At 33.8% G+C, this 15,253-nt stretch carries 16 protein-coding genes; 7 read left to right on the top strand and 9 right to left on the bottom strand.

Going from position 1 to position 15,253, the window contains the following annotated elements; all coding sequences use genetic code 11:
• Positions 1-105: 105 nt before the first annotated feature.
• Both P0R33_RS13150 and P0R33_RS13145 read right to left on the bottom strand, forming a co-directional pair.
• Positions 106-1,014 (bottom strand): NAD(P)/FAD-dependent oxidoreductase, encoded by a 909-nt coding sequence (locus P0R33_RS13150; RefSeq protein WP_276171645.1) that lies wholly within the window; start codon positions 1,012-1,014, stop codon positions 106-108.
• A gap of 3 nt (positions 1,015-1,017) precedes the next feature.
• Complete coding sequence (locus P0R33_RS13145; protein ID WP_276171644.1) at positions 1,018-1,371, bottom strand: MerC domain-containing protein; 354 nt, start codon at positions 1,369-1,371, stop codon at positions 1,018-1,020.
• A 93-nt stretch (positions 1,372-1,464) separates the two neighbouring features.
• On the opposite strand from P0R33_RS13145, the gene P0R33_RS13140 reads away from it, so the two are divergent.
• The 3 genes from P0R33_RS13140 to P0R33_RS13130 all read left to right on the top strand — a co-directional run bounded on the left by P0R33_RS13140 (position 1,465) and on the right by P0R33_RS13130 (position 4,538).
• Positions 1,465-1,857 (top strand): transcriptional repressor, encoded by a 393-nt coding sequence (locus P0R33_RS13140; RefSeq protein ID WP_276171643.1) that lies wholly within the window; start codon positions 1,465-1,467, stop codon positions 1,855-1,857.
• A gap of 74 nt (positions 1,858-1,931) precedes the next feature.
• A complete protein-coding gene (locus P0R33_RS13135) occupies positions 1,932-3,800 on the top strand; it encodes an Nramp family divalent metal transporter (RefSeq protein ID WP_276171642.1) in 1,869 nt (622 codons plus the stop codon).
• Between the two features lie 84 nt (positions 3,801-3,884).
• Positions 3,885-4,538 (top strand): metal-dependent transcriptional regulator, encoded by a 654-nt coding sequence (locus P0R33_RS13130; RefSeq protein ID WP_276171641.1) that lies wholly within the window; start codon positions 3,885-3,887, stop codon positions 4,536-4,538.
• Positions 4,539-4,576: 38 nt separating this feature from the next.
• Here the strand turns inward: P0R33_RS13130 and P0R33_RS13125 are convergent, their stop codons facing one another.
• The 7 genes from P0R33_RS13125 to P0R33_RS13095 form a co-directional block, all read right to left on the bottom strand.
• On the bottom strand, positions 4,577-5,098 hold the full coding sequence (locus P0R33_RS13125; RefSeq protein ID WP_276171640.1) for a hypothetical protein: 522 nt from the start codon (positions 5,096-5,098) through the stop codon (positions 4,577-4,579).
• A gap of 33 nt (positions 5,099-5,131) precedes the next feature.
• On the bottom strand, positions 5,132-5,533 hold the full coding sequence (locus tag P0R33_RS13120) for a hypothetical protein (protein ID WP_276171639.1): 402 nt from the start codon (positions 5,531-5,533) through the stop codon (positions 5,132-5,134).
• Between the two features lie 119 nt (positions 5,534-5,652).
• Positions 5,653-6,435 carry an enoyl-CoA hydratase-related protein gene (locus tag P0R33_RS13115; RefSeq protein ID WP_276171638.1) on the bottom strand — a complete coding sequence of 261 codons (783 nt, stop codon included), beginning with the start codon at positions 6,433-6,435 and terminating at the stop codon, positions 5,653-5,655.
• Positions 6,436-6,445: 10 nt separating this feature from the next.
• Positions 6,446-7,861, bottom strand: coding sequence for a HAMP domain-containing sensor histidine kinase (locus P0R33_RS13110; protein ID WP_276175658.1), 1,416 nt, complete (start codon positions 7,859-7,861; stop codon positions 6,446-6,448).
• 224 nt (positions 7,862-8,085) lie between these two features.
• Positions 8,086-8,634 (bottom strand): CopD family protein, encoded by a 549-nt coding sequence (locus P0R33_RS13105; protein ID WP_276171637.1) that lies wholly within the window; start codon positions 8,632-8,634, stop codon positions 8,086-8,088.
• An 85-nt stretch (positions 8,635-8,719) separates the two neighbouring features.
• Positions 8,720-9,733 (bottom strand): ferrochelatase, encoded by a 1,014-nt coding sequence (hemH, locus tag P0R33_RS13100; RefSeq protein ID WP_276171636.1) that lies wholly within the window; start codon positions 9,731-9,733, stop codon positions 8,720-8,722.
• Positions 9,734-9,950: 217 nt separating this feature from the next.
• The gene (locus tag P0R33_RS13095) at positions 9,951-10,826 is read right to left on the bottom strand and encodes an AraC family transcriptional regulator (RefSeq protein WP_276171635.1); all 876 of its coding nucleotides are present in this window, start codon (positions 10,824-10,826) and stop codon (positions 9,951-9,953) included.
• A 227-nt stretch (positions 10,827-11,053) separates the two neighbouring features.
• On the opposite strand from P0R33_RS13095, the gene hemA reads away from it, so the two are divergent.
• The 4 genes from hemA to hemE all read left to right on the top strand — a co-directional run bounded on the left by hemA (position 11,054) and on the right by hemE (position 15,234).
• Positions 11,054-12,304 (top strand): glutamyl-tRNA reductase, encoded by a 1,251-nt coding sequence (gene hemA, locus P0R33_RS13090; protein WP_276171634.1) that lies wholly within the window; start codon positions 11,054-11,056, stop codon positions 12,302-12,304.
• A gap of 187 nt (positions 12,305-12,491) precedes the next feature.
• Positions 12,492-13,415: a hydroxymethylbilane synthase gene (hemC, locus tag P0R33_RS13085; protein ID WP_276171633.1), complete on the top strand. Its 924-nt coding sequence runs from the start codon at positions 12,492-12,494 to the stop codon at positions 13,413-13,415.
• Positions 13,415-14,080: a uroporphyrinogen-III synthase gene (locus P0R33_RS13080; RefSeq protein ID WP_276171632.1), complete on the top strand. Its 666-nt coding sequence runs from the start codon at positions 13,415-13,417 to the stop codon at positions 14,078-14,080. The genes hemC and P0R33_RS13080 overlap by 1 nt, the downstream gene beginning before the upstream one ends.
• Before the next feature lie 128 nt (positions 14,081-14,208).
• Positions 14,209-15,234, top strand: a complete 1,026-nt coding sequence (hemE, locus tag P0R33_RS13075) for a uroporphyrinogen decarboxylase (protein ID WP_276171631.1) — start codon at positions 14,209-14,211, stop codon at positions 15,232-15,234.
• The last annotated feature ends 19 nt before the right edge of the window (positions 15,235-15,253 follow it).

The raw sequence follows: 15,253 nt of genomic DNA, 5'->3' as shown, positions 1-15,253 counted from the left end.
TACTAAAAAAGCAAGCTTTCACACATAGCACTATGTCTGTTAATGCAAAGTGAAATGCCTTTTTGACAACTTTTAAAACTATGTTTCTATGTGTTTAAATTAATATTAAAGAAAATCTTCTTCAATAAGTTCTTTGTTTATTACCGCTCCAGCGAAAGAACCGCTAGAAACCGCAATTGCTACAGAACGCATTTGAGTTGTTGCATCTCCACTAGCGTAAACGCCAACAATATTTGTTTTTTGCATTGCATCAACTTTCAATAAACCTTGTTCGTTGATTTCGCAACCCAAATTTTCAGGAATTAAACAATGCTGTTCAAATGGCGGTCTAGAATAAATGGCTTTTACTGCAATTTTATCCTGGTTCTTGAAGATAATATTTTGAATATATCCGTCTTGATGTTCAAAAGAATCAATTTCTTCTTCAAAAATTAAAACTCCGTGATTTTTTAAAATTTGGGTTTGTTCCAAAGTCAATTCTGATTTTCCGTTGGTGCATAATCTCAAATCTTTTGTCCAATTCGAAATTAGTTTTGCATATTCAAATCCCATTTCCCCATTTGCTATAATCGCCGTTTTTTCGCTTTTAACTTCATAACCATGACAATACGGACAATGCAAAACCGAAATTCCCCAACAATCTGAAAAACCTTTAATTTCTGGAAGCAAATCTTTAACGCCTGTCGCGAATAAAATTTTTCGAGAAGTAAAAACATCGCCAGATTGAGTTGAAACTTCAAATTTGCTTCCGTTTTTTATGGCTTTAATGGCAAGTCCGCTATAAAATTGAACCGTTTTATAAATTGCAACTTGGAGTTTGGCTTTTGCCGCAATTGCTGCTGGTTTCTCTCCGTCCTGTGTAATAAAATTATGAGAATGTGGCGTTTGCTTATTACAAGGCAAACCGCTATCAATAACCAAAACCTTACGCAGTGATCTTCCTAAACTCATTGCGGCAGAAAGACCGCTGTAACTTCCTCCAACAATAATCACATCAAAATTCTTCTGTTCCATATCTTAATGATTTAGTTTTTTATGTAATTTATAATTAATTAAATGTCCGATAATCATTCCGATACCTCCAAAATAAATTAAATCGAGATGAATTTCGAATATCAATTCACTCAAAATACTCATCCAGATTAAAGCCATTGAAACAATCAAAATGGAAGAGACCAAAAGAGATGATTTTTTTATAATTTTGAGAATTGCAAATAAACCTACTGAAGCAAACAGCAAATCTATAATCGGATTATGGCTTAATCCTAAAGGAAGGATCGTTAAGAGCGGAAAAATCAAACAGTGAACCAGACAAACGGTCGCACTTGAAATTCCTAAAATATCGTAAAAGGACGTGGTTATTTTCTTCATTTCGTGTACATTTGCTTATTGCAATTAAGTTGCAAATATAAACAATTTTATCAATTGCAACATTGTTGCATTAATTTTTTAACGCTGTAAATAATGAAAACTACACGTAATACCGCAGCAAAAACAGCTGTTTTAGAAGTTCTAGAAAAATCTAAGACCGCTTTATCTCACACAGAAATTCAGAAACAATTAAATGATCTGTGCGATCGCGTTACTATTTACAGAATTTTGGATCGTTTGATAAATGAAGATATTATACATAAAATATCAAATCTTGACGGAACAGTAAAATATGCCAAATGCCATCATTCGCATCAGCGTGTGCATATACATAATCATGCTCATTTTAGCTGTGAAAATTGTCATGAAATTACATGTCTAGAAAATGTAAAGCCAAGTTACATTATGCCTCATAATTACAAAGTAAACGAAATCAATTTTACTTTGTCTGGTTTGTGTCCGAATTGTTTAAATTCTAACATTTAACTTTTAGACTAGCCTAAAAATATTGTTTCGCGAATATAATTTTTATCTATATTTGTGAAAACAATACTTTTACAATGACTAAATCTTTAGAAGAAGTCCATGAATCGGTTTCTACCGACAACAAAAAAAAAGGTTTTAGAAAAATTTTAGCCTTCTTAGGCCCTGCATATTTAGTAAGTGTTGGCTACATGGATCCAGGAAACTGGGCAACAGATATTGCCGGCGGAAGCCAATTCGGATACACTTTGGTTTGGGTTTTATTAATGAGTAACTTGATGGCTTTGCTTTTACAAAGCTTAAGTGCCCGCCTCGGAATTGTAACGCAACGAGATCTCGCACAAGCTTCAAGAGAAACGTACTCAAAATATATCAACTATATTTTATATTTCTTAGCCGAAATTGCAATTGCCGCCTGCGATTTGGCAGAAGTACTCGGAATGGCAATTGGAATTAATCTTCTTTTTGGAATTCCTCTACTCGAAGCGGTTTTGATTACCGTTTTAGACACCTTTTTACTGCTTTTCTTGATCAATAAAGGAATTCGCAAGATGGAAGCCTTTATTATTGCTTTGGTGGCAATTATAGGCTTTTCTTTCATTTTTGAAATGATTTTTGCTGAACCTGAAATGCATAAAGTATTAGCTGGACTTATTCCTTCTATTCCAAACTCAGCGGCATTGTATATTGCGATTGGGATTATTGGAGCAACGGTAATGCCTCATAATTTATATCTGCATTCTTCTTTAGTGCAAACGAGAAAATTTGATAGAACTCCAGCCGGAATCAAACAAGCTTTAAAATATAACTTTATAGATTCTACCATTGCGTTAAATCTTGCATTTTTTGTAAATGCCGCGATCTTAATTCTTGCTGCCGCCACATTTCATAAAAACGGAATGTTTGAAGTTGCTGAAATTCAGGATGCGCACAAATTTTTAGAACCGCTTCTGGGAACAAAATGGGCGCCAGCTTTATTTGCAATTGCGCTAATTGCTGCTGGACAAAGTTCTACCGTAACTGGAACACTTGCCGGGCAAATCGTAATGGAAGGTTATCTACATTTTAGAATTCAACCTTGGGTTCGTAGAATTATTACGCGTCTGATTGCTATTATTCCTGCCGTAATCGTGATTTTAATTTATGGAGAAAGCGTAACAGGAAAACTTCTGATATTAAGTCAGGTAATTTTGAGTTTACAATTAGGCTTTGCTATTATTCCTTTGATTCATTTTGTGAGTGATAAATCGAAAATGAAAGGTTTTCATATTTCCAAAACCACTCAGATTGTTTCCTGGATTATTGCGGCTATCATTGTTTCTCTAAATGCGAAATTGGTTTATGACGAAATCACTTCTTGGTTAGCAAATTCAGATCATCCGATGATTCTCTGGCTTACTGTAGTTCCTTTGGCGTTTGGTTTTTTAGGTTTATTGCTTTACATTATTTTCAATCCTTTTATTGCAAAAGCAAAAAACAAAAACATCAATCATTCGCCTCACAATCTTAAATTGAAGTTTTCGCCAAAAGAAAGTCAGAGCATTCAAAACATTGCTGTTTCTGTAGATTTTTCAAATGCCGACGAAGCAGCTTTGAATAAAGCTTTCGAATTGGGTGGTATTGACACTGAATATACACTTATTCATATTGTAGAAACTGTTGGCGCTTTAATGTACGGGGTTCATGTACACGATCATGAAACTACTATTGATGAGAAATTATTATTGAAGTATAAAGAAATGCTTTCCGATAAAGGATTCAAGATCAAAACAGAACTCGGATTTGGAAAACCAAACAAAGTAATTCCGAAAATTATAAACGAAGGAAATTTTGATATTTTAGTTATGGGAACCCACGGCCACACTGGATTGAAAGATATTCTTTTCGGCACAACCGTAGACAAATTGAGACATAAAATTTCGATACCTTTGTTGATTGTTAAATAAAAGGTACAAAGGCTCAGAGGAACAAAGGGACAAAGGTTTTCCCTATGAACCTTTGTAACTTTGTAACTTTGAACCTTAAAAGAAATGACTTTTTCAGAAGAAAACTATCTAAAATCGATATATCATTTAACTGCTGCTTTAGAAACGGAAGTAAGCACAAATGCTATTGCGGAAATAATGGAAACGAAAGCTTCGTCGGTAACGGATATGCTTAAAAAACTGGCGGAAAAAGATTTGGTTAATTACAAAAAATACCAAGGTGTATCGTTGACCGAAAACGGGAAATTGGCTGCTAAAATGATTGTTAGAAAACACCGTTTATGGGAAGTGTTTTTGGTTGAAAAACTAAATTTCAGCTGGGATGAAGTTCATGATATTGCAGAACAATTGGAACACATTAAATCGGAACAATTAATAAACCGTTTGGATGATTTTCTTGGAAACCCGACCGAAGACCCGCACGGCGATCCAATTCCGGATGCTAATGGTCGAATTATTAAAATAGAAAAACAGCTTTTATCTGAATTAGAAGAAAATCAAATTGGAGTTTGCGTTGGAGTAAAAGACACTTCATCAGAATTTTTGAAATATCTAGATAAACAAGGAATTGCTTTGGGTTCTAAAATCGAGTTTATTTCTAAAGAATCTTTCGATTTATCGGTAAAAATTAAGGTTAACGAAAGAGAATTATCTATTTCGAATAAAATCGCTTCTAACTTGTTTGTGAAGCTGGTTTAAATAAAAAATCCCAAAACTTGAGTTTTGGGATTTTTTATTTAGTCTTTTATACTGTAGAGAATTTTTTGAAAATCTCCTTTAAATTTATCTTTATTCTCTTTTCCTGACCAAGAAAGAATTTTATAAAATGCTTTTTTAGTTTCTACTACGCCGATTAAATAATAGATTTCCATGTTGGCCTCTTTATCAAAAGCATCAACATCTGCTTCTATAAAATTAATGCCATTAACTGTTTTCGAAATTGGATTTGAAATAGTTTTTTTCTCCGTCTCTTTTAAAAAGTCTTTCATAAAACCATCGTAAAACTCTTTTGCCGAATTGAAATTTAATTCAACCAATTTCAAATCTTCTTTTAAATCATAAATAACAAAACCATAAAGTTCTTTTACTTCGCTTTGATATTCTATTGCAGAATCTTCGTTTAAACCAACCGTTTTATTCATATAATCGGGAATACTTATATCAAAAGTATGTCCTGCTTTATATTCTTTCATTTTGGTTTGAGCCGATGTTGCTATAGAAATTAATGCAACTGCAAGAAGTGTAATTATTTGTTTCATTTTACGATTTTTAGTTATTTAAATTTGCTTTTTTTAAACAATCCCTTTTTCAATCATTTCCAACATAACTGGTGAAGCATTTTTAAACGTCGGCGGCTGTTCGATAATACTTCCTGCGTTCTTTTTATTTACTTTGAAAGTAATATCATCGTTTGTTGTAAACAAAAGTGCCGTTAAAAAAGGTTTTTTAATATGAGAACCCAAAATCAATAAAGCTTCATCTAAAGTGTGAATGCTTTCAATTTCTTCTGTTTTGTATCGAAAAGTTAATGAAATCGAGAATGTATTATCTTCATTCAGAACTAGTCTAAAATAAACATTTTTAAGTTCTGTATCGCCCATTGTTTTGGCCAAAGTTAATTTAGCGAAAGTTCCGCTTTGAATACTTTCTTTAACTCGTTCACAAAAAAGGGCAAATATTGGTTCGTATGACATATTGTTATGTTTATTTAACCGCAAAGTTCGCAAAGATTTACGCAAAGAACACAAAGAATTTTAAAAAACTTGGCGAACCTAGCGTAGTTCTTAGCGAACTTTGCGGTTAATCAAAAAATTTATTTTCCTGTAAATTCAGCTTTACGTTTTTCTAAAAATGCTGTCGTTCCTTCTTTAAAATCTTGGGTTCCGAAACATTTTCCGAAAGATTTTATTTCGACATCAAAACCATTTTTACCGTCTGTAAAATTAGCATTGATTGCTTTTATTGCTTTTCCTATAGCGAAAGGAGCATTTTTAATGATTTTCTGTGCAATTACATTGGTAAATGAAAGCAATTCTTCTTGAGGCACAACATGATTTACCAAACCGTAATCTTTTGCTTGTTCTGCGGTAATCATTGCTGCGGTCATAATCAATTCCATTGCACGGCCTTTACCAATTAATTGTGGCAAACGTTGTGTTCCTCCATAACCTGGAATCAATCCTAAAGTTACTTCTGGAAGTCCCATTTTTGCATTATCAGAAGCAATTCTGAAATGACAAGCCATTGCCAATTCTAATCCGCCGCCAAGAGCAAAACCGTTAATTGCGGCAATAACTGGTTTTTTAAGTCCTTCAATAAAATCAAAAAGCGATTCTTGACCTTCTGCAGCCAATTGAGCGCCTTCCACAATAGTATAATTGGCAAATTCAGAAATATCAGCTCCTGCAACAAATGCTTTTTCGCCGCTTCCGGTCAAAATAATAACGCGGACATCATCATTTTTACCCAATAATTTGATCGCTTTACTCAAATCGCTAATTGTTGCTTTGTTCAAAGCATTCAATTTTGTCGGTCTGTTTATAGTAATGGTCGCGATATTTTCTTCAATTGCAATTAAAAGATTCTCGTAGTTCATGACACTTTTTTTAGGAGTTGGTGATAGGTAAAGAAACTCTAAAAGTGGTTCCTTTTCCGTAAGTTGACTCAAAGGTAATTGTTCCTTTGTAATTTTCGATAATGTTTTTAATAATTCCTAAACCAAGTCCCATTCCGCTAGTCTTAGTTGTAAATTTAGGTTCGAAAATTCTGCCGATATCTTGTTTCTGGATTCCGATTCCGTTGTCTTTTACGGCAATTTCAACATTGTTATTTCGTCTTTTTACAGAAACCATAATTGATTTCTGAAACTGACTTTCTGGAATTGCCTGAGTAGCGTTTTTAACCAAATTGGTAATAACGCGTATTAATTGCGTACGATCCATTTTGGAAATGATTTCTTCTTCTTCTTTTTCGAAAACAATATAATCTTCGTTGAAAATATCCAAAGCCAATTCGACAACCTCAACCACATTTAGTGTTTCATTTTGCTGTGCCGGCATCGAAGCAAAGTTCGAAAATGCCGAAGCAACAGCCGTCATCGTATCAATTTGCTGAATCAAAGTTTCGGAGTAATCATTCATTTTCTGTTTAACGTCTGGAGCTGAAGGATCAAACTTTCGTTGAAAACTCTGAACCGTCAAACGCATCGGCGTAAGCGGATTTTTAATCTCGTGAGCAACTTGTTTTGCCATTTCGCGCCAAGCCTCTTCTCGTTCACTTTGCGCTAATTTAATCGCGCTCGTTTCGAGTTTATCCACCATTCCGTTATAAGCTTTTATAAGGAAATTGACTTCTTTACTATTTGCCTCTAAAACAATTTTCTCATTTTTCTGATCCAAATTGGTTTCTTCCAAACGGTCTGAAATTGTTTTTAAGGATTTTGTGATATAAGTCGAAAGGAAATACGCTAAAGCAAAAGCCACAATCAGCATAAAAGAATAAACCTGACTTAACCGAATTAGGAAAGTATTTAGCTCATTGTCGTAATAACCGTCGTCTTCTAAATAAGGAAGATTCAGGATTCCAAGTGGTTTAAATTTTTCGTCTTTTATTAAACTGTAGGAAGATCGGTTTTTAACTCCATCAATCGTTTTAATATCCACAAAACGCTTTTCGATAGAAGAACGAACCAATTTCAAAATATATTCTGGAATTGGCGGCGGCGCTTTATCAACTGCAAAAGATTCTTTAGATGACTTTAGAAGCTTTCCATCTAGACTGTAAATATTAATTTCAATTTTATGAATCTGCGCTAATTCGTGGATTTTATCTTTAAAAATTAAATCCAAATTTGTCGTTTTCAGCGGATAAGTTGTAGTAGAAAGAACGTAGTTAATGTGTTCTTTTACCGCATTTTCTTTTCGTTCTAAACGTTCCTGATGATATTCTTTGGCCTCAGTCTTAAACTGAATAATCGAAATCGAAGCCAATAAAAAAGATGCCACAACAATCAATACAATCATCGATAGGAAAATCCTAGTTCGAAGTGAAAGCATTGTCATTTTGAAGTTGTTAAACATAGTTTTTGTTTTTTCTCCACGAATTTCACTAATTTACACTAATTCTTTTTTTGCCATAGATTAAAAGGATTTAAATGATTTTTTTTAATCCTCATAATCCTTTAATCTGTGGCAATAATTGCTTAAAATAAATTCGTGCTAATTAGTGCAATAGCGGCAAACTCTTTTTATTTTTTTTCTCGTATACGCTTGTAAAAACGAAATCCCAGCATAATTAAAACCGAGAATAAAATGATTCCGATTACGCCGAAAATCCAGTTGATGGCACTTTTTAAAACTACTAAAAAGACAACGGCAAATAAAATAATTGTTGCGCCTTCATTCCATAAACGCATAAAATTATTGGAATATTTTACCTCATCATTTTGCAATTGTTTGAATATTTGATGACATTTTCCGTGATATAAATACAAAAGGAAAACGAAACACAATTTTACGTGCATCCACGGCATTTTAATCCAAACGCTTCCAGCATCTGTAAAAAACAGCATCCAAAAAGCAAAAATACTTGCCAAAACCGCCGATGGCCATGTAATAATATACCACAAACGGTAGGCCATTATTTTGTATTGCGCCTGCAAAATTTCTTTTTCTGGCGAAGGTTTTTCATTGGCCTCAATTTGATACACAAACAAACGCACAATATAAAACAAACCTGCGAACCAAGTAATAACAAAAATAAGGTGTAGTGATTTTAAATAGTTATAATATTCCATTATTATTTTGTTTCAGGTTTCAGGTCTCAGGTTTCAGGTTAATCAACTTTGAGAAAAACTTGAAACTTTAAACCTGAAACAAATATTATTTCGCCCAATCATTAATCCAGTTACTCACCGTTTGGCACCATTCATCATCATCGTTTAAACATGGAATTGCCAAGAATTCTTCTCCTCCATTTGCTTCAAAATCTTCTTTGGCACGCATCGCGATTTCTTCCAAAGTTTCTAAACAATCTGAAACGAAAGCTGGTGTAACAACTGCTAATTTCTTGATTCCTTTTGCTGGCATGTTGTCAATTTCAACATCGGTATAAGGCTCTAACCATTTATCTCCCGCCAAACGCGATTGAAATGTCAAACTGTATTTGTCTTCTGGAAGTCCTAATAATTTTATGACTTGTTTTGTCGTTTCGTAACATTGGTGGCGATAACAAAATTCGTGCGCTGGTGAAGGCGTATTACAACATGAACCGTCAATTTTACAATGCGATTTTGTTACATCGGTTTTACGAATATGACGCTCTGGAATTCCGTGATAAGAGAACAACAAATGATCATAATCAAATCCAACTAAATGCTTTTGAATTGAATCTGCTAAATTCTTGATATAATCCGGTTTATTGTAAAATGCCGGAACATCTGTAAATTTCATGTGCGGGAATTTCTTCTTGCGAATTTCTTCTGCTTTCACTAAAATAGTCAAAGTCGAAGCCATTGCATATTGCGGATATAAAGGAAAAAGCATTACATCTGTAACTCCTTTATCGCTCAATTCTTGAAGTCCTTTTTCAATTGTCATGCTTCCGTAACGCATTGCCAAAGAAACTGGAACGTTTACAAGTGGCTGTACTTTTTTCTGCATTCTTTCTGACAGTACAACTAACGGTGAACCTTCTTCCCACCAGATTTTTGCGTAAGCGTGTGCTGATTCTTCTGGTCTTTTTCTTAAAATAATTCCGCGAACTAATAATGCTCTCAATAAATACGGAACATCGATCACGTATTTATCCATTAAAAATTCATCTAAATAAGGTTTTACGTCTTTTGGAGTTGGACTTTCTGGAGATCCAAGATTTACTAATAATACGCCTTTCATTATTGTTTTTTTGCATTAGGCTTTAAGCATTAGGCTTTAAGCTTTTATTTGTTTTTAAAAATTTCGTCAAAAGTAGAACTTGCTGCTTTTTAGAAATATGATAATTATTACTTTTTAATTATTGTTGAATATCGAAAATCAATATTGTAAAAAATTCTCACGCAGATCTTGCAGATTTTTTAATTCGTGCTAATTAGTGAAATTCGTGGCAAACAGATTAAACATTCGCATTAATCGACATCAAATACTTCTTTGGAGTTGTGGCAAACTTTTTCTTGAATGCCGCAATAAAATGACTTCCCGTGCTATAGCCAATTTTCAAACCAACTTCGTTTACATTATAAGAACCGCTGTCTAAAAGTTTTCTAGCAAAATCCATTTTGTAATCGAAAAGAAAACCATAAACGGTATCGCCATAAATCTGTTTGAAACCCATTTTGAGTTTCTTCACATTCAAACCAATTTCATCTGCCAATTCTTGCAGTCCTGGCGGTTCGGCCATATTTGCAATTACAATTTCTTTGGCTTTTCTGATTTTTAGAACATTGTCTTCGTCAATCAAAAACGGACATTGTTCTGCATTTGGATCTTCGGTTCTATTAAAGTACAAACTCAATAATTCGTATCCTTTTCCCTTATAATAAAGGTTTTTTATAGACGGATGAAGGTTATAATGAAACAACTGACTCAGCACAATTGCCATTGACGGACTGATGTTTCCTTCGTTATAATACTTTTTATCCTTGTTATCAGGGCTTAAAAAAGTAATATAATCGGCTTCGGCAGAAAACAACGCGTGAAATTTCTTGATGGAAACAATTACTGAAATCGCCCACGAGTTTGGAGCCAATTCTAAATTAAGCGGTAATTCTTTCTGCGGATTGTATAAAAGCAACGATTTTTCTTCTTTCAATTCTAAAGCGTAATTGCCTTGATTAAATAAAAATTTTGCGTTTCCTTTTATCCCGAAGTGAAACTGTATCAGGCCAGTACCGATTATTTCGTACTGTGCGTAGAAAGGTTCAGAACCATCATTTTGAAAACGGATCAGCGTAAAGTCGTCTTCAATTTTTATAACTTCTTGAGAACTCATAGCGATATTTTTTTGAAACAAAAATCAAAACAAACTCAAAATGTTATTTAGAATCACTCTAAACTAATCACTTCAAAGGAGTTGATTTTGCTACAAAAGTAGCCTTTTTTACTCAAAAACACCTATTTAGGTTCAAAAAAACATACAGCGACATAAAAAGTACTTTTAGCGTTACTTTTATAAACACTATAGTAATAATTTTGTTGCACTTTTATGAAAGTGAATTTATGGAAAACAATAACGTACCGAAACACCTTTATTTTTACTCAGTTGGTCTGAGTTACAAAAAAGCTGATGCTGAGGTCAGAGGTCAATTTAGTTTGGACGCCGTTGCGAAAACGCGATTGCTGGAGCAAGCTAAAAACGATGGAATAGAAAGTTTAATAGTTACTTCAACTTGCAACAGAACCGAAATCTACGGTTTTGCTGAACATCCATTTCAATTAATAAAACTTATTTGTGATAATAGTAACGGATCTGTAGATGCTTTTCAGAAAGTGGGTTTCGTTTACAAAAATCAAGAAGCAATCAATCACTTATTTCGCGTAGGAACTGGTTTAGACAGTCAGATTTTAGGTGATTTCGAAATTATATCTCAAATTAAAACTTCTTTTATTCATTCAAAATCAATGAATTTAGCCAATGCTTTTATGGAAAGATTGGTAAATGCAGTGATTCAGGCAAGTAAAAGAATTAAAACAGAAACAGAAATTAGTTCTGGCGCAACTTCGGTTTCTTTTGCTTCTGTACAATATATTTTAAAGAATGTTGAAGATATCAGCAACAAAAACATTTTACTTTTTGGAACTGGTAAAATCGGAAGAAATACTTGCGAAAATTTAGTAAAACATACTAAAAACGAGCACATCACTTTAATAAATAGAACTAAAGATAAAGCGGAGAAATTGGCTGGAAAACTAAATCTAATTGTTAAAGATTATTCTGAATTACATTTAGAACTTCAAAAAGCCGATGTTGTAGTTGTTGCAACTGGCGCACAAAACCCAACGGTTGACAAAGCCATTTTAAATCTTAAAAAACCTTTATTGATTCTGGATTTATCGATTCCAAAAAACGTGAATGAAAACGTTGAGGAATTAGAAGGTGTAACTTTAATTCACATGGATTATTTGTCTCAATTGACAGATGAAACTTTGGAAAACAGAAAATTACATATTCCAGCTGCAGAAGCAATCATTGAAGAAATCAAAGAAGAATTTGTTATTTGGATGAAAGGCAGAAAATTTGCACCTACAATCAATGCCTTAAAAGACAAATTAAATGCGATTAAAGCTTCTGAATTGGATTTTCAAAGCAAAAAAATCGCCGATTTTAATGAAGAGCAAGCTGAAATTATCAGTAACCGAATTATCCAGAAAATCACTACTCATTTTGCTAATCATTTAAAAGACGACGATACCATGGTTGATGAAAGCATCGAATGGATCGAAAAAGTCTTCAAAATAAAAGCATCTTAAATAAAATTTTAAACCATATAAGTCATATAAGTTCATTTAATAAAATGCTGTTTTATAACAAACTGCTTAAATTTACTTATATGACTTACATGGTTCAAAAACAAAGTTATATCAGATTATTTAAACTATGTTTTACCCAAACTACTTAAATTTACTTATATAACTTATATGGTTCAAAAAATAAAACATGGCTGAAAAAACAATCAGAATAGGAACGCGCGATAGCGAATTAGCACTTTGGCAAGCACACACTGTCGAGAAAAAACTAAACGATTTGGGTTATAAAACCTCAATTGTTGCGGTTAAATCTCAAGGCGATATTATTCTGGATAAGCCACTTTATGAACTTGGAATAACTGGAATTTTTACTAAAACCTTAGATATTGCCATGATTAATGACGATTGCGATATCGCCGTGCATTCTATGAAAGATGTTCCAACTGCATTGCCAAAAGGAATTGTTCAGGCGGCAGTTTTACCAAGAGCCAATGTTTTGGATATTTTAGTTCATAAAGGAAATCCTGATTTTACAAATCCAAGTACTATTGCAACAGGAAGTTTACGTCGTCAGGCGCAATGGTTCAATAAATACCCAAATCATACTGTGGTTGATTTACGTGGAAACGTGAATACGCGCATGCAGAAACTGCAGGACAATAATTGGGACGGAGCTGTTTTTGCTGCCGCAGGTTTGGAGCGTATTAACTTAAAACCTGAAAATTACATCAATTTAGATTGGATGATTCCCGCACCGGCGCAAGGAGCGATGCTTGTTGTAGCAATGGAAAATGACAATTATACTTTAGATGCGCTTTCTCAGTTAAATGATATCGAAACTGAAATTTGTACCTATATCGAACGTCAGTTTTTGAGAACACTTGAAGGCGGATGTACTGCGCCAATTGGATCTTTGGTTACTTATAATGAAGATGAAGACACTTTACATTTTCAAGGAGTTCTGCTTTCTATCGACGGAAAACAAAAACTGGAAATCAACAAAACAGTTGATATTTCAGAATGGAAAAAATTAGGTTTCAACTCTGCTCAGGAGATTTTGAATAATGGCGGAACGGAATTAATGCAGCAAATTAAAGAATCCCTAAAAAAATAATGGCAAAACCAGTTCAAATACTATCTACTAAAATATTATCTCCTCTTCACAAACAAGAGCTAATGAAATATGGCGTCGAGGTAATCGAAGCCGATTTTATTAAAACAGAAAACAAACCTTTCGAACTTAAAGACCTCAACGAAAGTTTAATTTTTACAAGTCAAAATGCCGTTCACAGCGTTTTATCTAATTCAAAATCAGAAGAATTAAAAAACAAAAATGTTTACTGCGTTGGACTTAAAACAAAAAATCTTTTAGAAGAAAACGGTTTTAATGTTATTGCTTATACAGGTTACGCCGCCGATTTAGCTGAAATTATCACTTTGATTTACGGAAATGAAAGTTATACTTTTTTCAGCGGAAATTTAAGAAGAGACACTTTGCCAGAAGCTTTAAAAGAAAACGGAATTAAATTCAATGAAATTCAAGTTTACGAAACGACGCTTCAACCGCAGAAAATAAAAGCAAATCCTGAAGCGATTTTGTTTTTTAGTCCTTCTGGAGTTAAAAGTTATTTGAAACATAATATCATCAATAAACAAATCTGTTTCTGTATTGGCGACACTACTGCAGAAGCGCTATCAAAAATCACAAAAAACATCATCGTCGCAGATCAGCCAACAATTGAAGATGTAATCGAAGATGTAATTCACGAATATAAGTAAGCAATACGCTTTAGGCTATAAGCCGTAAGCAAAAAAGCAAAGAAAATCAATGTGATGGCCTAAAGCCTAAAGCAAAAAAATAAAAACCGCTTAAAGCCTAAAGCTTAAAGCCTAAAGCAAAGAAAAAAATGTTAAAAAACGACCTATTTTTAAGAGCATTAAAAGGAGAAACCGTTCAGCGTCCGCCGGTATGGATGATGCGTCAAGCAGGAAGATATTTACCAGAATTTAGAGAACTTCGTGATAAATATGATTTCTTTACGCGTTGCGAAACTCCAGAATTAGCTGCTGAAATTACAGTTCAGCCGATCAGAAGAATCGCTCCAGATGCTGCAATTTTATTCTCAGATATTTTGGTAGTGCCTCGTGCTATGGGAATTCACGTAGAATTAAAAGACAATTTAGGTCCGATTATTCCAAATCCGATTCGTTCTTTGGCAGATGTTCACAAAGTGTATGTTCCAGATGTAAATGAAACTTTAGGTTACGTTTTTGACGCTGTGAAATTGACTAAAGAAATGTTGAACGACGAAGTGCCATTAATTGGTTTCGCTGGTTCGCCTTGGACAATTTTCTGTTATGCTGTTGAAGGAAAAGGTTCAAAAAGTTTTGATACTGCAAAAGGATTCTGTTTTTCAAACCCAGCTGCAGCGCATACTTTATTACAAAAAATCACCGATACGACTATTTTATACTTAAAAGAAAAAGTAAAATCGGGTGTAAATGCCGTTCAGATTTTTGATTCTTGGGGAGGAATGCTTTCTCCAGTTGATTATCAGGAATTTTCATGGAAATACATCAATCAGATCGTTGACGCTTTAGCAGATATTACGCCTGTTATTGTTTTCGGAAAAGGATGTTGGTTTGCTCTTGGTGATATGGGTAAAAGCCGTGCTTCTGCATTAGGAGTAGATTGGACTTGTTCGGCAAGAAATGCTCGTTATTTATCTGGCGGAAACATTACTTTACAAGGAAACTTTGATCCGTCAAGATTGCTTTCTCCAATTCCGACTATCAAGAAAATGGTTCACGAAATGATCGACGAATTCGGAAAAGATAAATATATCGTAAATTTAGGTCACGGAATTTTACCAAATATCCCTGTAGATCACGCAAAAGCGTTTATTGACGCGGTGAAGGAATACGGGCAATAATAGTTGATGGTTGATGGTT

This window comes from Flavobacterium sp. YJ01, from assembly GCF_029320955.1.
In the GTDB taxonomy this organism is placed as follows: domain Bacteria; phylum Bacteroidota; class Bacteroidia; order Flavobacteriales; family Flavobacteriaceae; genus Flavobacterium.
This window is presented reverse-complemented; position numbering and strand designations above follow the sequence as displayed.